17 protein-coding genes are annotated in these 19,375 nt (G+C 43.8%); 9 read left to right on the top strand and 8 right to left on the bottom strand.

Annotation, left to right across the window (positions count from 1 at the left end):
- Positions 1–3 precede the first annotated feature (3 nt).
- The 3 genes from F6K64_RS03715 to F6K64_RS03705 all read right to left on the bottom strand — a co-directional run bounded on the left by F6K64_RS03715 (position 4) and on the right by F6K64_RS03705 (position 2,407).
- Positions 4–1,185, bottom strand: coding sequence for a phosphotransferase family protein (locus tag F6K64_RS03715; protein ID WP_287264864.1), 1,182 nt, complete (start codon positions 1,183–1,185; stop codon positions 4–6).
- Between the two features lie 164 nt (positions 1,186–1,349).
- Positions 1,350–1,625 (bottom strand): hypothetical protein, encoded by a 276-nt coding sequence (locus F6K64_RS03710; protein ID WP_287264863.1) that lies wholly within the window; start codon positions 1,623–1,625, stop codon positions 1,350–1,352.
- A 353-nt stretch (positions 1,626–1,978) separates the two neighbouring features.
- Positions 1,979–2,407: a hypothetical protein gene (locus tag F6K64_RS03705; protein ID WP_287264861.1), complete on the bottom strand. Its 429-nt coding sequence runs from the start codon at positions 2,405–2,407 to the stop codon at positions 1,979–1,981.
- Here F6K64_RS03705 and F6K64_RS03700 point away from each other — a divergent pair.
- Positions 2,388–2,903 (top strand): hypothetical protein, encoded by a 516-nt coding sequence (locus F6K64_RS03700; protein WP_287247625.1) that lies wholly within the window; start codon positions 2,388–2,390, stop codon positions 2,901–2,903. The genes F6K64_RS03705 and F6K64_RS03700 overlap by 20 nt on opposite strands.
- On the opposite strand, the gene F6K64_RS03695 is transcribed toward F6K64_RS03700, so the two are convergent.
- Complete coding sequence (locus F6K64_RS03695; protein WP_287247623.1) at positions 2,866–4,512, bottom strand: acetolactate synthase large subunit; 1,647 nt, start codon at positions 4,510–4,512, stop codon at positions 2,866–2,868. The genes F6K64_RS03700 and F6K64_RS03695 overlap by 38 nt on opposite strands.
- A 159-nt stretch (positions 4,513–4,671) precedes the next feature.
- Here F6K64_RS03695 and F6K64_RS03690 point away from each other — a divergent pair, with 159 nt between their 5' ends.
- Positions 4,672–4,818, top strand: a complete 147-nt coding sequence (locus tag F6K64_RS03690; protein ID WP_154659688.1) for a hypothetical protein — start codon at positions 4,672–4,674, stop codon at positions 4,816–4,818.
- A 592-nt stretch (positions 4,819–5,410) separates the two neighbouring features.
- On the opposite strand, the gene F6K64_RS03685 is transcribed toward F6K64_RS03690, so the two are convergent.
- Entirely contained in the window at positions 5,411–6,778 is a 1,368-nt protein-coding gene (locus F6K64_RS03685; RefSeq protein ID WP_008180367.1) for an NAD-dependent succinate-semialdehyde dehydrogenase, read from the bottom strand.
- A gap of 792 nt (positions 6,779–7,570) precedes the next feature.
- Between F6K64_RS03685 and F6K64_RS03680 the strand changes: the two genes are divergently transcribed.
- Both F6K64_RS03680 and F6K64_RS03675 read left to right on the top strand, forming a co-directional pair.
- Positions 7,571–9,178, top strand: coding sequence for an adenylate/guanylate cyclase domain-containing protein (locus F6K64_RS03680; protein WP_287247619.1), 1,608 nt, complete (start codon positions 7,571–7,573; stop codon positions 9,176–9,178).
- Between the two features lie 442 nt (positions 9,179–9,620).
- Positions 9,621–10,892: a serine/threonine protein kinase gene (locus tag F6K64_RS03675; protein ID WP_044492365.1), complete on the top strand. Its 1,272-nt coding sequence runs from the start codon at positions 9,621–9,623 to the stop codon at positions 10,890–10,892.
- Positions 10,893–11,053: 161 nt separating this feature from the next.
- Here F6K64_RS03675 and F6K64_RS03670 read toward each other — a convergent pair whose 3' ends face one another.
- Positions 11,054–11,956 (bottom strand): Tll0287-like domain-containing protein, encoded by a 903-nt coding sequence (locus F6K64_RS03670; RefSeq protein ID WP_008180375.1) that lies wholly within the window; start codon positions 11,954–11,956, stop codon positions 11,054–11,056.
- A gap of 60 nt (positions 11,957–12,016) precedes the next feature.
- Between F6K64_RS03670 and F6K64_RS03665 the strand changes: the two genes are divergently transcribed.
- The 3 genes from F6K64_RS03665 (at position 12,017) to hetR (ending at position 14,795) form a co-directional block, all read left to right on the top strand.
- The gene (locus F6K64_RS03665; RefSeq protein ID WP_287247616.1) at positions 12,017–12,880 is read left to right on the top strand and encodes a phosphate/phosphite/phosphonate ABC transporter substrate-binding protein; all 864 of its coding nucleotides are present in this window, start codon (positions 12,017–12,019) and stop codon (positions 12,878–12,880) included.
- 474 nt (positions 12,881–13,354) lie between these two features.
- Complete coding sequence (locus tag F6K64_RS03660) at positions 13,355–13,600, top strand: hypothetical protein (protein WP_008186642.1); 246 nt, start codon at positions 13,355–13,357, stop codon at positions 13,598–13,600.
- A 295-nt stretch (positions 13,601–13,895) separates the two neighbouring features.
- Positions 13,896–14,795, top strand: coding sequence for a heterocyst differentiation master regulator HetR (hetR, locus tag F6K64_RS03655; protein ID WP_287247612.1), 900 nt, complete (start codon positions 13,896–13,898; stop codon positions 14,793–14,795).
- 190 nt (positions 14,796–14,985) lie between these two features.
- Here hetR and F6K64_RS03650 read toward each other — a convergent pair whose 3' ends face one another.
- Positions 14,986–15,750 (bottom strand): TIGR00297 family protein, encoded by a 765-nt coding sequence (locus F6K64_RS03650; RefSeq protein ID WP_008186648.1) that lies wholly within the window; start codon positions 15,748–15,750, stop codon positions 14,986–14,988.
- 235 nt (positions 15,751–15,985) lie between these two features.
- On the opposite strand from F6K64_RS03650, the gene F6K64_RS03645 reads away from it, so the two are divergent.
- Both F6K64_RS03645 and F6K64_RS03640 read left to right on the top strand, forming a co-directional pair.
- The gene (locus F6K64_RS03645; RefSeq protein WP_154659852.1) at positions 15,986–16,159 is read left to right on the top strand and encodes a hypothetical protein; all 174 of its coding nucleotides are present in this window, start codon (positions 15,986–15,988) and stop codon (positions 16,157–16,159) included.
- Between the two features lie 34 nt (positions 16,160–16,193).
- Positions 16,194–16,625 (top strand): VOC family protein, encoded by a 432-nt coding sequence (locus F6K64_RS03640; RefSeq protein ID WP_008186652.1) that lies wholly within the window; start codon positions 16,194–16,196, stop codon positions 16,623–16,625.
- A 223-nt stretch (positions 16,626–16,848) separates the two neighbouring features.
- Here F6K64_RS03640 and F6K64_RS03635 read toward each other — a convergent pair.
- Positions 16,849–19,375, bottom strand: a 2,527-nt coding sequence (locus tag F6K64_RS03635) for a Calx-beta domain-containing protein (RefSeq protein WP_287247607.1), incomplete at its 5' end; no start/stop codon positions are given.

Below are 19,375 nucleotides of genomic sequence, written 5' to 3'. Positions count from 1 at the left end.
GACTTAGGCAGGAATACGGCTAGGAAAAGTGAGTTCAGATTCTGTGATGCCAAAAACAATCGAGATTGATTGCTCTGGATGGCATAACAAGGTCTTAGCAACCTGAAGCATACAGATACCTGTGTTGTCAAAGGGTTTGAGGTGATTGATCTTTAAATGAATTTTGCGAATCAAGACAAACCCAGCAAATTGCATCGCTCGTCTCAAAAAATTCTGACGTCGCTCAATAATTTCTGGAAAGTGAGCCAAATAAGCTTGAGTTAGAGTAACAAGGCTAGGTTGAATTACCTCAAGGGGAGTTGTGGCTAGACGCAAAGCAGTTTCAACATCAATTGCTGTACTGATCACCAAGCTACTCAGCCAAATTTGTAGATAGCTAGCGATAATGGTGCCTAAATCTAAGCTTGGATCACCCCAAGTGAATTTCTCCCAATCAATTACTCTAACCATGCTTGTCGTTTCTAGCTTGTTTGTCGAGAGGCATTGCTCCCACTCAAGGTGCAGTAATATGTTTTTCAGTTTTAGGTCATTGTGGATCAGACAGCAAGGATCCCAAACTTGGTTAAGTTCTGCGAGGGCTTGCCCTAAACTGTCGTAGCGCTGATAAAGTCTAAAAAATTCAAGAGAATCTTCAGAATAGATACCAAAAACTTCTGGTTCAATTCGTTCTAACCTTTCAAGAAAGTCAACCTCTTCATCAATCGGTAGCTGTTTAGAATTAGAGTTCAAGAAGTCTTTATATGCCTGACAATCTAGAGTCGTGCGATGGATTGTCGCTAGAATAGCTCCGATTTTGCTAGCGATATCAGTCGGAAAAACCTGCTCTTTACTATAAAAATACGCTAAATCACAATAGTCATTAAGATAGTTAAAAACCAGAATTGAGCGATTTGAATCAAAATGAATCGCCTCGGAAATTAGTGGGCGAATAGAGCTTAGATCTGGAAACTCTTGTAAAAACTCATAAAAAAGCCATTCGTACCAAAAATCACCATTAGTTTTCCCTTCATGATCGTGACGCTCTTGCTTAATCAGAAAATAGCGATCCTCTGTGAAACTCACGAGCAAATTAAAGTTTTTGCCGGATTTTGCTTCAATCTGGAGCAGAGATTGCTGATTTTGCTCACAAATACCCTCTTCGATTAGATACTGAAAAATGTTTTTAGAGCTTAACAAAAAAGTCATTAAAAACTACGGATTGCAACTAATGGTTGATAAATTAACCCAGGATAACGCTAGTCATATGAGATGGGAATTGGGAAGAAGCGAATGGGCAATGTTAAAGAAATTATCCATTACTCATTCCCTAATCAGGATGTATTGGTAGCAAGTAAAAGCGTGAATTGGTATTAACTAGAGCTACCACCACGCTTCTGAAAGAATCCTGGAATTATGAAGATAAATTTGTTGAAAATGTTAACGTTTTGGTTAACGACTGCAGTACCACCCTTCTTAGGGATCGCGATCCCTTCCAAGTTCACGTCATTACTAATGATAATAGGCTGGCCATTGCCGAAAAAGTCATTAAAGTCTTTGATGTTAGCGGGGCGGCGTTTGCGGCGGCGTCCGCTACTGTCGTCACCTCCTTCAATCTTGTTGAGCTGATCTTCCGACACATCTGTCATGAAGTCCAAATCTTTGATAGAATCGATGAAGCTTTCCGAAGTTTAAAACAGAGCCGAACCAGCAGGACGCTGATTATAAATTTCCATCTCATCCATATTGAGTACTCTCCCTTTTCAAAAGGTTTAATTTGGGTGAAATTAGCTCTAGAGAATCGATCCAGTAATGACGATTATGGGTAGGCATTAAACATCAGGGCAATCATATATATATCGCCCAAAGTTTAGTTATTCGTTCCGCAGCCAGTAAAGCAGTTTTCCTTCCCAGTTAGGAAGAGTTTTGTTCCTAAACCCTAGAGGTTTGGTGAAGGGTAAAGTAGACTTTGCCAATCCAGAGTAAAATCCTTCACCTATTCTTACTGGATTAACTCTCTAGTGCCAAATTTATTGATGTAATGATTGGTTGTTGAAACCAACCTAGTTGTATTTAATTTAAGATAACTATATAAATTCCTGCTGTCTCGCCATTGTGGCGCAAAGGTTTTTTGAAGGTTAACCGGTTGAAGGTTAACCGGTTGTTCGCCAAAGGCGTTCCCGTAGGGTAGGTTAACAAGTTGAAGGTTAACAGGTTGAAAGTTAACAAGTTGAAAGTTAACAAGTTGAAAGTTAACCGGTTGAAGGTTCTTCACTGTTGAAGGTTCTTCACTGTTGAAGGTTAACCGGTTGAAAGTTAACCGGTTGTTTGCCCTGGGCATCCCTTGTAGGGTAGGTTGAAAGTTATTTACTGTTGAGGGAACAGGGAACAGGGAACAGAGGGTTAACAACTTGAAGATTAGAACCTGCAACCTGCAACCTGCAACCTGCAACCTGCAACCTTCAACCTTCAACCTGCAACCTTCAACCTGCAACCTCCAACCTGCAACCTTCAACAACCTGCAACCTTCAACCTGCAACCTCCAACCTGCAACCTTCAACAACCTTCAACAACCTTCAGCAACCTGCAACCTTCAACCTGCAACCTCCAACCTGCAACCTTCAACAACCTTCAACAACCTTCAGCAACCTGCAACCTTCAACAACCTTCAACCTTCAACCTTCAACCTTCAACAACCTCCAACCTTCAACAACCTCCAACCTTCAACCTTCAACCTTCAACCTTCAACAACCTTAAACCTTCAACCTTCAACAACCTTAAACCTTCAACCTTCAACAACCTTGGCCAAAAGGCCACGCTACGCGAACAACCTTGGCCAAAAGGCCACGCTACGCGAACAACCTTCAACAACCTTAAACCCAAATAACCTTAAATCTTGCAAGTTAAACCACCAGTCTTTTGGCTAAAGCGTAGGTTTTCGCCATAGTCCACCGGACAATCAATCACCGTAGGCACATCTTGAGCTAATGCTTCTTGTAGGGTAGGAATCAACTCATCCACTGAATTGACACGATAGCCTTTTAGTCCCATACTTTCAGCAAATTTGACAAAATCTGGATTGCCAAAATTCACAAAAGCCGACTCACCAAAGTGATTTTGTTGCTTCCAATCAATCAAGCCATAGCCACCATCATTGAAAATCAGTGTCACAAAGGCAGTCCCTACTCTTAGTGCTGTTTCAAGTTCCTGGCAATTCATCATAAAGCCCCCATCACCAGTCACTGCCACGATATTCCGATCTGGGTAAACCAGCTTAGCCGCTACTGCTCCTGGCAAAGCAATCCCCATGGCTGCGAAACCATTAGAAATGATACAGGTATTGGGACAATCACAATGGTACTGACGAGCCATCCACATCTTGTGAGCTCCTACATCAGAGATCACAATATCTTCTGGTTCCATGACCTGGCGTAGGTCATAGATCAGTTTTTGCGGCTTGATCGGAAAGCCTTCATCATTAGCATACTGTTCGTAGTCCTCTCGGATTTCCGACCGCAGTTCAGCAGCGGATGGTATCGGTTTACCTTCCCGGTCTCCCTGCTTCATAATTTCCTTGAGAGAGTCAGAAATATCCCCCACTACCTCCACTAAAGGAATGTAGCTTTTATCAATTTCTGCTGGACTGGCACCGATATGAATAATGGGAATCTTGCCCTCTGGATTCCACTTTTTCGGAGAATATTCAATCAAATCATATCCCACCGCAATCACCAAATCCGATTGCTCAAAAGCACAGGTGATGTGGTCCCGTTGTTGTAATCCCAGGGTCCACAAGGCCAGGGGATGAGTATAAGGAATACACCCTTTACCCATGAAGCTATTGACCACTGGAATATTCATCCGGGTGGCAAATTGGGTTAGGGCTTCAGCAGCATTAGCACGAATTGCGCCATTACCCGCCAAGATTAGGGGATTTTTCGCCTTAGAAATTGCCACAGCTGCCTTACCCAAACTACGGAAAGACGCAAAGGTTTTTTCCCGACCATCTTTGCCTAGGGGTTGGCTATTGACTGGCATGGCCGCAATGTTTTCTGGCAAATCTATGTGTACCGCTCCTGGTTTTTCGGTCTGAGCGAGTTTAAACGCTTTACGGACAATTTCTGCGGTCGTATCAGGGCGGACAATTTGCCGGTTCCACTTAGTCACTGGAGCAAACATTGCCACCAAATCCAAGTACTGGTGGGACTCAATATGCATCCGGTCTGTTCCCACCTGACCAGTTATCGCTACTAGAGGTGCTCCATCCAAATTGGCATCAGCAACCCCAGTCATTAAGTTAGTTGCCCCTGGACCAAGGGTAGACAGGCAAACTCCAGCCTTTCCTGTCAGCCGTCCGTAAACGTCTGCCATAAAGGCTGCTCCCTGTTCATGACGAGTGGTAATAAATTGAATTGAAGAATGTCTAAGAGCTTCTAGAACATGGAGATTTTCTTCTCCAGGTAGTCCAAAAACGTACTCGACTCCTTCGTTTTCTAAGCAATTTACCAATAGTTCAGCGGTATTCATGTCACCCATATCTAATCATCCCTGGTATATATAGTTTTGGTATCAAAATAATCTTTGATTGTAAAAATTCCTGTTTAGATTTCTTTTGAGATTCCTTTTTAGCTTTTTCTATTAGCCTTCGTCCATATTTGTTATTAGTTCATGACAAGCGATGCAGAGGTGCGACCCGTGGCGAATTTAATTCGCCAACGGAAAGCGCACCTAAGCGGTCTTGGGGGTTTCCCCCATGAGCGACTGCATCAAGACAAGGATTTAGCATTTGAGATCCGGTGCATCCCAATTTTTCAGAAGTCAGTAGGGATCGAGCAATGTTAAAGCAGCCTTTGATAAGCTTTTGATAACTATCAAAGAACGGGAATACTGAGTTGTATAGCCATTCTGGCTTCTATCCGGGGAACTTTAATAAAAGTTAACAGTCAAAAATTGATGTAAAAAAGTTAAAAATGTTACATAAAAACTTCCTATTTTCCCCTTCACCAGCACCACAGGGACGGATACACAGATAGCCTCACCAACAAGGTTAATTTTAAGAATAGTGCTGAGTCCTGAGTCCTGAGTCAGAAAATCCGTCAGTAGTAACTATCACTGTTCAGGATTCAAATAGAATTGCTATAGGCTAATGGTTTTAGGCTAATGGTATTAGGCTAATGGTTGTAAGCATTCAGCAGTCAGCCGTCAGCTGTCAGCTTATTTTATTCAAAAGTACCTCAACTAGTGTGGCACAGGCTTCGACGCTGGGACTTGACCCATAAGCACGGCTGATAGCACCTCAAGTAGCACCATCTGTAGCGCATAGACTGTTCGCGTAGCGTGGCCGTAGGCCTTTAGCTGTTCGCGTAGCGTGGCCGTAGGCCTTTAGCTGATAGCTGAATGCTTACTAATGGTTTTAGCCTAATACCTAGGATTTTTACTTCACCCAAACAGTTTTGATGTTTACGAACTCATGTATCCCTTGAATGCTTAGTTCTCGCCCATAGCCAGAACGTTTGATGCCACCGAAGGGTAAACGGGGGTCGGATTTGACTAAGCCATTGATAAACACTGCTCCAGCTTCAAGTTCATCAATCAGCCTGGGGATTTGCTCCTCATTGGTTGTCCAGGCACTAGCTCCTAATCCAAATACTGTGGAATTGGCAAGCTTAATAGCAGCATCAATATCCGGAACTCTAAACAATAGGGCAACAGGGCCAAAAAATTCTTCGTTATCAGCTGGAGTGCCTGGTGGGAAGTCAGTTAGAATTGTGGGGGGGTAGAAGTTACCAGCGCGATCGCTTAAAGGATGGCCACCGATAAGAACCTTTGCCCCTTGTTCAATGCAGGCTTGTACCTGTTGGTCTAAGTCTCTAAGAATACCAGGGGTTGCCAATGGGCCAATATCGGTATCTTCCGCCATGGGATCTCCCACTTTCAAGGCTTGGAATTTGTCCAGTAGGCGTTGCTGAAAGTCCTCGGCTACTGCGTCCACCACAATAAACCGTTTCGCTGCAATACATGATTGACCGTTATTGAGCATCCTAGCAGTCACACCCGTGGTAGCTGCTGCTTCTAAATCGGCACTTTCTAGGACAATAAACGGGTCACTTCCCCCTAGTTCCAGGACAGTTTTCTTGATTTGTGTCCCAGCCGCTGCGGCTAAAGCTGCTCCTGCTAGCTCACTACCAGTTAGGGTGGCAGCTTTGACCCGTGGATCCTGAATTACTGCCTCTACTTGGTCAGCACCAATCAGTAAGGTCCCAAACACCCCTTCGGGAAATCCTGCTTCAACAAAGATTTGCTCAAGGGCTAAGGCGCATTGAGGCACATTAGAGGCGTGTTTTAGCAACCCCACATTTCCCGCCATCAATGCTGGAGCAGCAAAACGGAAGACTTGCCAAAATGGAAAATTCCAGGGCATGACTGCTAGAATTACTCCTAGAGGTTGGTAGCGCACAAAGCTTTGGGTGGCATCGGTAGAGGCTGGGACATCTGCTAGGAATTCAGCTGCGTGTTCAGCGTAGTACCGACAAACCAAAGCACATTTTTGCGCTTCTGCGATCGCACTTTTGAGGGGTTTTCCCATCTCCGTGGTCATCAGCGTGCCGAATTTGACTCGATCCCGCTCTACAATCTCCGCCGCTGCGTTTAGCCACTCTGCTCTTTGCTCCATTGATGTTTGGCAGTATTGCTCAAACGCCTCTTGGGCAACTGCTAGCTTGGTCGCAATCGACGACGGACTCTCTGGCTCAAAGGTTTTGATGGTTTCCCCGGTTGCTGGGTTAACTGTAGCGATCCCCATGGCTTCCTCCTCCCCCCAATGGGGATAGTACTTCCAATTCTTTGATTATAACTAAGTATTTTCACTATGACTTATTTTTGCCAAAATGGCTTAATAGTTTGATATACTTTTAAAAATCGTCAACCCATTGCCCTATAAACTACCAGTCAAGCAAGTGTTAACCTAATATCAAGTTTTATCCTACTACCACGAAATTTATCTCACCAGTTTTTAAAACAGTTATCAACCAAATTCTAGGGATTAGAGCTTAGGGGTTAGGGATTAGACATTAGGCATTTAGGGGTTAGGGATTAGGCATTTAGGGTAATGGTGTTAGGGATTAGAGATTAGGGGTTAGGGATTAGGCATTAGGCATTAGGTAAAATACAAGCAGTTGACAGCCTCAGTGCTTGACGCGGAGCTAGGAAACTAGGTCAGACCACAAATTCTAGGTATTAGGTGTTAGGTATTAGTTACAACAGGGGCATTTGATAACCTCCTTGCTAAATAGGCTTGTCAGAACCCCCTTAGCCATTAAACCTAGTCCTAAGTAGTCGGACACAATTAAAGTTAACTGTGAGGACTTCGGAGCAGGTAGCTAAGGCCGTGGGCTACGCTTTTGGGCTTTGCCCGACGCTGCGCGAACGCGAACGGAGCAGGGAGCTTCGGAGCAGTAAGGGTTTGAGTCTAAGTAATATTTCTTAATACAGTGATCAAAATTTATGTCCGACTACTTAGAACCTTAAATTAGTAGTTTGATAATTTAGTCGATTATACTTAACTGAGATAAGAACTAATGACGAGAGCTAGATTGTGCCGTATTTAATTGCTAAATCAGAGCCGAATAACCAAGAAAGTTATAAATTGAGCAGTGGAGCCAATACCATAGGACGGGAAATAAATAATAGTATTACCGTAATCCATAAAAGTCTTTCCCGCCATCATGCTCAGGTTACAATCACGAATGATCGGGTTATCCTAAAAGACTTAGGTAGCCTAAATCACACGTTTGTTAATGACGCCAAAATTGACCAGTGTGAACTCAAAGACGGAGACTTAATACGTCTGGGCAGTGTAATCTTTGAATTTGTGAGTGATGATGGCAGAATCACCCCAAATATCTTGAAGGATAATGATTCCAACTTTTCGATTGTCAGCAGGTTATCCCCAGAACAAACCCGTGTCGAAATTCAGGAATTACTGCACCATGACAGTTTAACTTATAAAGGCTCAGCCCTGAAGCTGCGAGAGCAAGAGACAGGTCAACGCTCAGTAGACAAGTTAAAAATCTTATTGGAGGTGAGTAAGCAACTTTCCTCTCCCGATGAGCCTGATCACTTGTTGAGAAAAATTCTTGACCTGCTGTTCGAGATTATGAATGTAGACCGGGCAATCATCCTCATGGTTAATCAAGACACGGGAATGCTAGAGGAAAAAGCTGTCAACTCCCGAACAGGCATACCCACCCATGAGCGATTTTATAGCAAACGAATTACCAATTTCGTACACCAGAAGGGGGATGGGGTTTTAATTGCTGATGCTGCCATTGACCAACGATTCAGTAATTCCCAGTCAGTGCTCCAGCAAGAAATCCATGCCTCCATGTGTGTACCTCTAAAACCGAGAGAGGAAGTGATTGGGGTATTGTATGCGGATAATCTCTCTAGAGCCAATATTTATTCTCAAGAAGACTTGGAGTTTTTGACGGCTCTAGCTAACCAAGCTGCGATCGCAATTGACAATGCTCAACTTTACCAGAAGATGCAGGAAGAAGCAGTAATGCGGAGTAAATTTGAGCTTTTCTTTCCGGAAGCTGTGAGTAAAAAGCTCAAGGAAGAAGGCCACTTAGAAATTATAGATACCGAAGTAACCGCCCTGTTTGCCGACATCAGTAAATTTACCCAAATGTCCTCTCGGATGAAGCCACGCCAAGTGATTGAGATGCTCAATGAATACTTCCAGGTGATGGTAGAGGATATTGTGTTTAAATACGAAGGCACTTTAGAAAAATATATTGGGGATGCCTTACTGGCTGTGTGGGGAGCCCCCTATTGCCAACCGGACGATGCTGACCGAGCCGTCCAAGCTGCGATCGCAATGCAACGAGCAGTTATTCACCTAAATCAGGATTGGTTCCAGCGGCGCAATTTAGAGATTGAAATCCACATTGGACTAAATACTGGCAAAGTAGCAGCAGGTAATATCGGTTCACACAAGCTGATTCAATACGCTACTATCGGTGACACTACCAATGTTACTAGCCGCATCTGTAGTGCCGCTCAGGAGGGAGAAATTCTAATTTCCCAAAGCACCTTCGACAAGCTGAGGGATAAAACTCTACCGTTGGAAAAAATGTCCCCGGTTAAGGTTAAAGGTAAAGACCAGCCCCTGCAACTGTATCGCCTACAGTGGGATACTTAATTCCGGGGAAGCTATAAAAGTTAAAGGTTACAGGTTGAAGGTTACAGGTTGAAGGTTACAGGTTGAAGGTTACAGGTTACAGGTTACAGGTTACAGGTTACAGGTTACAGGTTACAGGTTACAGGTTACAGGTGATTAAACCTTCAACCAAACAACCTTCAACCTTCAATCTTCAACCAAACAACCTTCAACCTTCAACCTTCAACCTTCAACCAAACAACTAAACAACCATCTCCTCAGGTTGGAAACCTAAAATCCAAATAGCCCTTTAAAATATCATGTGTAAAACTTGTTGTGACATGGTGGGTGCATAAATTGCCACGGCTGACCAGATAAGTAAATATAGATACCTAGCAAAAATTGACTGTTGCTAGAACTCTATTGACTTTATGCCTAAGTCCTGTACCTGCTCCTACCTTGCTCCTGTACCAGCGTGCTTCTGATGAGTCTGTGCATTAATCCCAACTGCTCAAATCCCCGCAACCCTGACAGTAAACTATTCTGTCAGAGTTGTAATTCTGAGTTGTTGCTGGAAGGGCGCTATCGAGTGATCAGTCAACTGGGAAATGGCGGTTTTGGCAAAACCTATGAAATTGTTGATCGTCAAGGCAACCCTAGAGTTCTGAAAGTTCTCATTAAGAATAGTCCCAAGTATATTGAACTATTCCAAAGAGAAGCCGAAGTCCTCGGCCGACTAGAGAATAGTGGCATTCCCAAAGTAGAACCTGATGCCTACTTCACAGTCTACCCCAGAAACAGCGACGAGCCAGTTCATTGTCTGGTGATGGAAAAGATTGAAGGATTGAATCTAAAGCAATACATCCAAAAGCGGGGTGCTCCCATTGACCAGAAAATTGCCATTCGGTGGCTGATCCAGCTAGCTACCATCTTACAGGCAGTACACAGTCATAACTTTTTCCATCGGGATATCAAGCCCTCTAACATTATGCTCAGGACAGATGGACAACTGGTGTTAATTGACTTTGGCACTGCCCGGGAAATTACAGGTACCTTTGTGACCAAAAAAGCCACTGGTATGGTAACAGGGGTAGTTTCCGCAGGGTATACACCACTAGAGCAGCTTAACGGTCAGGCAGTCCCCCAATCAGACTTTTTTGCTTTGGGGCGCACCTTTGTTTATCTACTCACTGGTCAAGACCCGAGTAAATTTTATGAATCCTATAATGATGAGTTAAGCTGGCGCGACAGTGTTCCGAATATTTTGCCACAACTGGCAGATTTCCTCGACTATCTGATGGCTCGTTTACCCAATCAGCGTCCCCAAACTGCTGAAGAAATTTATCAGCAGTTAGTAGATATTAACAATGCGTTGTATCCCACCAAGATACCTTTCCATACCAAAACTAGCCAAGCCTCCAAAGAAACAAAAAGCCATAAGTCAAGAATCAGTAATGGTTCTTCCCCAAGACGGCCAGCCAGTACAACTCAACCCTGGGTTGGTCCTACAGCACTGCCAATTTCTTCTGCCCCTAATCGGAATAGTAATTTACTAGACCCCAATTTTGTAGCTCTTTGCCAACAGGAACTCGCTGAGTTAATTGGCCCGATGGCTACCATTGTCTGCCAGCGTACTCTTGTCCAGCATCCTAACTCTTCCGCCCAAGAATTTGTAAAAGCTTTATCTCAACAAATTCCCAATCAAAAATATGCCCAAGACTTTCAACGGCGTTTAATGTCATCGGGTCAGTTATAGCGCTACGCGCAAGTCAGAAGTGAGAAGTCAGAAGTCAGAAGTAAGCTATGACTAAGTTTCGGAGATTAGGACATTCCTAATCTCAATGGGTAGTGCTATATAAGTAATACTTAGTAATCCTTCAGGCATCAGTTGAGCAAGCAATTAGTAATTTTGGATTACTAATTAGTTTCTGAATTCAGCATATTCATCGCCATTTCTAAACTAACTTTCATCCGATTCAGAGATTTGGCGAGTATACCAATTTCATCATCTGAATCATGGTCAAATTCTCCAGCCATATTGCCAGTACTAACTTCCTTAGCTAATTGAGCCATCTGCTTAAGAGGTTTGGTCACCGATACCTTTAGGAAACGATTAATCAGCAAGATTGCTACCAGGAAAAAACCAGTAATAATCCCAATCACCAATACCTGTAACTGCTTAGCAGAATTAAAGATTTTAAACGCTGGAACTGATACAATTTTGGCACCAACAATTTCATCGAACTTCCAACCAAAACCATGCTCATCACCGTAGGTAGCAATTTGGCTAGCAGGGGCGGCTTCAGGAGTACTGTGGCATCGTAAACAGCTTTTTTCAGAAACAGCGAGAGGACGGGCAACATAAAAAATTTTTCCACTAGGAAGGGAGCGAAAACCGGTTTTTTCTGTTAGCTCTGGCTGCTGTCGAAAACTCTCCACGATTTCAGTCTCGAAACTATCAGCTTTATCTCTGAGGTTAGTTGGATTAAGGGTCGCTTCTTTATAGAAAAAATCACGATATTGCTCACGTTTACGTAAATTTTCAAAAACTTCCCGAGCTGAATAAGCAGGTACTGTTTGGGGTAAAAATCTGTCTTCATTTTCTAATCGATCAGCTAATTCTGGATTCACTTGATTATTGGTATACTCCCGCACCGAACCCATGGTTTCGATCAGAATTAGGGCTTGGTCAGTTACGACTTTTTCCCCATAGCCTTCTAAAAGTTGAGACAAAACCAAGCCACCAGTCAGTACAAGTCCTATAAAAATGGATAGCAATAGTAAGTTTAGCTTGATTCCTAAATTAAGTTTTTTTAACATTAGCCATCTCCCATAGTATCATTAGTGCCACAGCTGTTTTAGTTCTTAAGGTAATTAATTATGTTTTCCCGCCGTCTATTCTTGTTGAATCTTATATTGATTTTCACAGCTTGTAACTCACCCGATACTCCTATGCTAGGGAAATTAAGTATTGGGATCGTAAGTTACGGGGAAAGCGATCGCTTTATAGAGCCATACTCAAAGTTAATCGAATATCTTGGTGCTCGACTTAAGATGATTATAGAATTAGAACCGATTTACAACGAGCGCAGAGCACTAACTTTGATTAAGCAGAGCAAGTTGTCTATAGTATTTGCTCCTCCTGGTTTAGCAGCCATCGCCATTGCTGAGGCACAGTACATACCAGTGCTACCTCTCGAAGGAGTCAAAAAGTCACGCTCAGTGATCGTAGTAAAACTCGAAAGCCCCATCCAAGACTTGACTGAACTAGCGGGTAAAGTCATTGCTTTAGGTCAACCTGGTTCTGCCACAGGATATTATCTGCCCATCTACAATCTCTACGGTCTGACCCTAGCGGAAGTGCGTTTTGCCCCCACACCAAAACAAGTCTTAGAGTGGATTGCCTCTGAGGAGGTAGTCGCTGGAGCTTTGTCTTTAGAAGAGTTGCAACGCTACCGCCTAGACTTTAGTCAGACTAGGTTCCGGATTTTATATATAGATTCTCATAAAATTCCAAGTGGTTCTATCCTGATCGGACCAACAGTCGAGAGAAATCTACAACAGGAGATCCACAAGGCACTAGAATCTGCCTCCAGCAGCATGGCAGCATCAGTAGGATACATCCCCAATGCTAAAGCACCTGATTATGATTACTTAATTGATGTGGTTCAGAAGGTTAGACCGATTGCCGAACGGATTCAAGAAAAACCTGCTCCTTTATACAGCCTTCCATTTGAGTTGTAAAACTTCCAAACAAGGGGAGAGACCGGCAGTAGCGGAAGAGAATCGATTATATTACCATTGGGGATTTTTAACAAATAATTTAGGATTGCTACATAAGCCGTTGGCAATGTGAATGGTTGCTAGGTAATCCCCTTTGCCTACTTAGCAAGTTTGCAGTTATTTAAAGACCCATAATCACCAGGATTACCTATCCTTATTTTTATTCAAAGTAATTGCAATTATAATTTTTTAAATAACATTCATGGCGGTAAATAAATAAATTGTTAACATGAGATAAATCCTTCTCATATAAGGATTACAGTCGCTAAACTTACACAAGTTCGTCAAAACTTTTTTTTTAAAATAAAGAATTTCACGAGGTATTTACAATAACGGTATTTTTTTTAAAATTTCATTATAGTTTATATTTTTCCCTGAACCATATGCGAGCCATCCGTATCAGTAATTAGAGGAACATTTATACGGATATAGGCTATGCGAATTTACACTACTCTTGCTTTAATTACTGTTTTAACCATCTGGTTTGGGGTTAATTTACCGATGATTGCCCATGGCTCAAATGCACCACTAAACTATAGTAATGATTGTCCCAGTGTAGTAGAGCAAACAGGACAAATTTTTTCTTATGGAAGAAAAGAAAACCACAAATTTGTCTCATCACCAGTAATTCCGACTACCCTGATCGCCCATCGTGGTAGCGGACGTGTGTCTCTTGTGTGAGAGTCAACTGACTGGATTCCGTTTGATGGCATATCTGGCTGCATTTCAATCCCACTGTTGGGTACGAGTAGCGGGCTACAGTGGGAAAGTGCTAATTCAATATAGTGTACTTGTAGTTGGCTTATTTTATATAATATATTGGAATAAGACATGATTAGGGTGCCTCTTAATTGGTCAATTTTCTGCCAAGCAACCTCAGCTCGCTTTCTTCGATGACAGTGAGTTAGTTCTAGTGTGGAAAAATGAAACTAAATAAGCTTGATAACCAACGGAAGTAGATGTGATTGCCCCTAAGATGATCAACCAATCCGATCTGATCAAAACCCTAAGCCCCAGTGCAATGGATCAGATCATGCTATACCTGGCTTTCAGCGCCCTGCGGACGAGTGGACACCGACATGGGGCGTTTTTAGATGCAGCAGCAACCGCTGCCAAATGTGCCATTTACATGACCTATCTGGAGCAAGATGGCAATATCCGCATGACTGGGCATTTGCATCACATTGAGCCAAAGCGGGTAAAGGTCATTGTTGAGGAAGTTCGACAAGCGTTAACAGAAGGGAAACTGCTCAAGATGTTGGGGTCTCAGGAACCTCGCTATCTGATTCAGTTTCCCTATGTCTGGATGGAACACTATCCCTGGCAACCAGGGCAATCTCGGATCAATGGCACCAGCCTTGACCTGGAAGAAAAGCGCAATCTTGAGATTAAGCTGCCAGATCACCTGCCGGATGCCCAGATCATCAATTCCTTACAATTCTTTGAATTAATAGAATTTCTCCACCGGAGATCCCAAGAAGACTTACCACCAGAGCGACGTCTGCCATTGAGTGAAGCTCTAGCTGAACACATCAAGCGTCGCTTAACCTATTCAGGAACTGTCACCAGAATCGATCACACCGGTGGCTTACCCTACTACGCTCTAACCAATGCATATTACTCGCCAGTAGATGACAAAGCCCGCACCTACACCATGATTGACGAAACAGCGCGATACTTCCGGTTAATGAGAAACTGGGCAGAGCGTCAGCCGCAAGTCATGCGAGGGTTGGAGGAACTAGATATCCCGCCAGAGAAAATCAATCAGGCCATGGAAGAGTTAGATGAAATTATCCGCCAGTGGGCAGATAGGTATCACCGCGATGATGGTGAACCAATGGTTCTACAGATGGTCTTTGGACCAAAATCTGAATAAAGTATGAAGTATGAAGTATGAAGTATAAAGTGGGAACTCGGAAGTCGGAAGTCTAACGCTATCTCAATTTATTAGATTGATTAGTTGCTTAGCAAGTTGTATGTTTTCATCCTTCATCCTTAATACTTCACGATTAACACTTCATGCTTCGCAATTAACACTTCATACTTCATGCTTCATGCTTCATGCTTCATACCTGGCTGATCCAGTGCCATGCTAGAGCTAACAGCACAACAGCGATCGCACCAATAATCGTATTAATAATATTCACGACTTCATTGGTCAACCATTCTAATTTAGATTGTAGTGTCGCACCAATTACACTCTCCAGATTGGTGGCGATGAAGGCAGCAATAACACAGAAAAATACTCCTGTCAAGTTAACCAAACCAACGCCCCAACCCACAAATGCGATCGCAGCTGAAGCAATTACTCCAGCTAGGGTTCCCTCAAGACTTACAGCTCCTTCTGTTCCCCGGGCTACTGGCTGTAAGGTAGTAATCAGGAAAGTCCGTTTGCCGTAAGCCTTACCCACCTCACTGGCAGTGGTATCGGACAGCTTAGTAGCAAAACTAGCAACATAGCCCAGTAACAATAACTGCTGGTAAGGAGCATCCACCAGTAGGGTACCCAAGGCACAAATCGCTCCAGTCAGTGCTGAACCCCAAACATTCTCTGGTCCCCTAGCACCGGAACGCTTTTCCGCAATTCCTGCCGCTTCCTTTTGCGCCATACCAATGCGGGTGACACCAGACCCTACCAAAAAGTAAAATCCGACTACTGTGTAACCTGGCCAGCTCAGAGTACCCCAAATCAGTACGCCTAATATCCAAGCGTGGACAATCCCAGCAGGGGTGAGTAATTTTTTGGGGGCTATCCATACCATGGCAAGGAAAACTGTGTTCACTGCAACAGCAACTAGCCAAGGATTTAAAGAAAGACTATCATCAAGCATAGCAAAATAGTTATATTGGTAATTAGTAATTGGTTAATTGGTAATTAGTAATTGATAATTGGTAAGTGGTAATTGATAATTGGTAATTGTAATTGCTTCCGAGCCATTACCCCAGCACTCATACCCTATTACCCATTCCCCATTATCCAAAAAACCAATAACAAAGCACACTACTGAAGCAACCGGATCCCAGATTAGGTCAGATTCTTGAATAAAGTTGAATTTCTTTAAAACCTTGGCCAAAAGGCCACGCTACGCGAACAACCTACCCTACAAGAGATCCCTGGGCAAGAACAACCTTCAACCCTTTTGCCTTCAACCGTCAAAACCTTCAACCTTCAACCGTCAAAACCTTCAACCTTCAACCGTCAAAACCTTCAACCTTCAACCGTCAACCTTCAACCTTTAAAACCTTCAACCGTTTTCCCCTCAAACCAAAACTTATGAAACCAGTCCTATTTCATCTCGCATTTCCCGTTACCGACATTGAGCAAACTAAAGTCTACTACGGTGATGGACTTGGCTGCGAAATCGGTAGAGAATCTCGCCATGCGGTGATTCTGAATTTATACGGTCATCAACTCGTGGCTCACCTAACCAAAGAAACCCTGACACCTCAGCGGGGTATTTATCCTCGACATTTCGGGTTAGTTTTTACATCCCTGGCTGATTGGGAAGCCTTACTTTACCGTACTAAACAAAAACAATTATCTTTCTACGAGCAACCCAAGACCCGCTTTCCCGGTCAACTTACAGAGCATCGCACTTTCTTCCTCCAAGATCCATTTTATAACTTAATGGAGTTTAAGTTCTACTGTCATAGTTCAGCAATTTTTGGTGGACGTGAGTTGGCAGAAATTGGCGATCGCGTTTAAGCCAAATCCTTTTCAGCAATTCTCAAACGAGAAACACACCCAAGAAGGGTTGATGAACACAAAGGTTGATAAAACTAGAAAAACCCCTTACTGAGTAAGGGGTTTTTTCAGCTAAGCTGATTGGAACTACTGATACCAAGTCCCTATAGCTTCCACGGTCGCTGTTTTGGGGGGCTAGTTCTGATCGTCAATCAGCTCAGGTTATAACCGTGTGCAGTATAGCTTAGATAAGGTTGGGGTTGAAGCCAGCCTCGGGTGGCTGGTCGATGACCATTGCATCCCTCAATTCAGACCCATTCAAGTGCCAAAAAGCAATAGTATTATTGTTGTTCCAGACAATATCATACTTGCCGTCATTATCTACGTCTGCAATACCCTGAATGCTCCATCCAGTTGAGCTTAGTATTCCTAAGGGCTCACCATCCCGTGTGAGGATGTCACCTTTGACTAGTTTCTTATTAGACATCTGCCATGTGGCAATCTGTCCACTCTCCGAGTGGTACCACAGAATCTGGTCTTGGCCATCGCCGCTGAAGTCCGCCACAGCTTCGATTTGCCATCCAGTTGATGATGGTGCTAGTACCGGCTCATCGTCTCGTGTTACCACGGCAGCATCGACTAGTTCGTTGCCATTTATCTCCCATATGCCAACCTGTCCACTATCCTGGTTGTACCACAGAATCTGATCTCGATCCCCACCACTGAAGTTACCAGCACCGTGGATTTCCCATCCACTGTCTTCGGCTATCAGTAAAGCCTGACCATCCCGTTCAATGCTCCCCTTATTCACCAGCTGGTCACCATCTATTTCCCAGATTGCAACCTCTCCAGTATCTCGGTTGTAGGCGAGAATATCATGTTTGAGGTCACCGTTAAAGTCAGCAAACTCGGTGATTTCCCATTCCATGGGGTCTACCTCACCAGACTCAATAATCACCTCCTTGATCTCGTCACCTTGCCCTTGCCAGTATTTAATGGCTCCGGTTACTTTGTTAAGCCAGAATACATCATCCGTTTCACCGTCGCCATCAAAGTCTCCAGTACCTTGGATTTCCAAATTGAGATCTTTTTCCGCAGGAAGGCTAACTGTATTTACCTGGTGAGTATCATCTATCTTCCACAGCTTATTCTCTCCTGTCAGTGAATTACGCCAGACAAACCTGGTACTATTGTCAGGAACTGACGATGTGTCATCAGCAATGGTAATCTGAGCAAACCTTTTGCCAACTAAGTTATAATCTTCGCTGGTATTTAAGACCAGGTTAACAGTTTCATCACCTTCGTCGATTCGGGAGTCGATTTCTGGAGTGATTTTCAGCTCGACGGAAGACTCACCAGCGGCAATAGTGACTGACCCATTGAGGGTTTCACTGTAGTCATCTGCGGTAGCAGTGCTACCAAAAGTCATGTAACTGACAGTAAGGTCTTCACTAGTGTCTCCGGAACGAGTGATGGTGATGCTGCCTGGGTCTTGGTCTTTTTCCGCTGCCTCAAGGTCACTAGCAGTGATCGTGACAATCGGGATGTCATTATCAAAAATATTGGCAGTGACTAACCCAACATTGCCCAGGGGATAGTTCACACTGTCCTCGGATTTGGTAATCTCGTGGCTGATGGTACTTTCGTGATCCCCTTCAACCTCTTGATCATCCAGCCCTCGCACTGTGATAGTTTGGAGTTTTGCCTCATTGAAGGTAAGCACTTGCTCTGAAGCAAAGGTAGTTCCATCTAAACTGATTTCAGTTTGATCATCAGCTTTGATAGTAACTTCTACTTCTCCAAGGGGCTGTTTAGTTAACGCAACAGTGTAGATACCAGTACCACCCTCAAATAGTATTGGGTTTTCACTGATGATAATCTCTGGGGTTGTGGTAACAGTCTCATTATCAGTAATGGTAATCTCGGTGGATGGGATATTGAGAGTTGATGGATATTTGACCTCATCCCCGGTGTTGATAATGGCGTAGCTGATGGTGCTGGTGTGCTCACCTTCGACAACGGTGTCATCCACCGCCATTACCTTAATGGTTTTGGCAGCAGTATCGACTAGGCTGACCACCACTTCGTTGTCGAAGCTCTCTCCATCAACACTGATTTCACTGTTGTCATCGGCAGTAATGGTGATTTCTACTGCCCCAGCTGGAACAGTGTCCAGAGCAATAGTATACTCCTGTGCCTCTCCCCCTTCCGTCAGAGGAGAAATTGGGGTGATGATCACTTGACCAGCAGCATCTGCCTCATTATCAGTAATGGTAATTTCAGTGGATGGGATATCGAGAGTATCAGGATATTTGGCCTCATCCTCGGTGTTGGTAATGGCGTAGCTGATAGTGCTAGTGTGCTCACCTTCTATACTCTGGTCATCCACTGCCTGTACCGTAATGGTTTGAGCAAGAGTATCACTTAGGCTGACCACCACTTCGTTGTCGAAGCTCTCTCCATCAACACTGATTTCACTGTTGTCATCGGCAGTAATGGTGATTTCTACTGCCCCAGCTGGAACAGTGTCCAGAGCAATGGTATACTCCTGTGGCTCTGCACCTTCCGTCAGAGAGGCAATCTCGCTGATCAGGACTTTACCAGCAGCATCTGCGTCATTATCAGTAATGGTGATCTCGGTGGGTGGGATAATCAGAGTATCAGGATATTTGACCTCATCCCCGGTGTTGGTAATGGCGTAGCTGATGGTAGTGTTATGGTCACCTTCCACACTCTCGTCATCCACCGCCTGTACCGTAATGGTTGTGGGG

The organism is Moorena sp. SIO3A2, from assembly GCF_010672265.1.
GTDB lineage: Bacteria > Cyanobacteriota > Cyanobacteriia > Cyanobacteriales > Coleofasciculaceae > Moorena > Moorena producens.
Note: the sequence above shows the minus strand (reverse complement) of the source record. Positions and strands in the feature narration are given on the sequence as shown.

Coding starts and splice junctions, on each gene's coding strand:
- F6K64_RS03640 (WP_008186652.1), top strand. CDS start 16,194: ATGAAACCAGTCCTATTTCATCTCGCATTTCCCGTTACCGACATTGAG.
- hetR (WP_287247612.1), top strand. CDS start 13,896: ATGATCAACCAATCCGATCTGATCAAAACCCTAAGCCCCAGTGCAATG.
- F6K64_RS03650 (WP_008186648.1), bottom strand. CDS start 15,750: ATGCTTGATGATAGTCTTTCTTTAAATCCTTGGCTAGTTGCTGTTGCA.
- F6K64_RS03665 (WP_287247616.1), top strand. CDS start 12,017: ATGTTTTCCCGCCGTCTATTCTTGTTGAATCTTATATTGATTTTCACA.
- F6K64_RS03660 (WP_008186642.1), top strand. CDS start 13,355: ATGCGAATTTACACTACTCTTGCTTTAATTACTGTTTTAACCATCTGG.
- F6K64_RS03710 (WP_287264863.1), bottom strand. CDS start 1,625: ATGACAGATGTGTCGGAAGATCAGCTCAACAAGATTGAAGGAGGTGAC.
- F6K64_RS03695 (WP_287247623.1), bottom strand. CDS start 4,512: ATGGGTGACATGAATACCGCTGAACTATTGGTAAATTGCTTAGAAAAC.
- F6K64_RS03685 (WP_008180367.1), bottom strand. CDS start 6,778: ATGGGGATCGCTACAGTTAACCCAGCAACCGGGGAAACCATCAAAACC.
- F6K64_RS03670 (WP_008180375.1), bottom strand. CDS start 11,956: ATGTTAAAAAAACTTAATTTAGGAATCAAGCTAAACTTACTATTGCTA.
- F6K64_RS03675 (WP_044492365.1), top strand. CDS start 9,621: ATGAGTCTGTGCATTAATCCCAACTGCTCAAATCCCCGCAACCCTGAC.
- F6K64_RS03715 (WP_287264864.1), bottom strand. CDS start 1,185: ATGACTTTTTTGTTAAGCTCTAAAAACATTTTTCAGTATCTAATCGAA.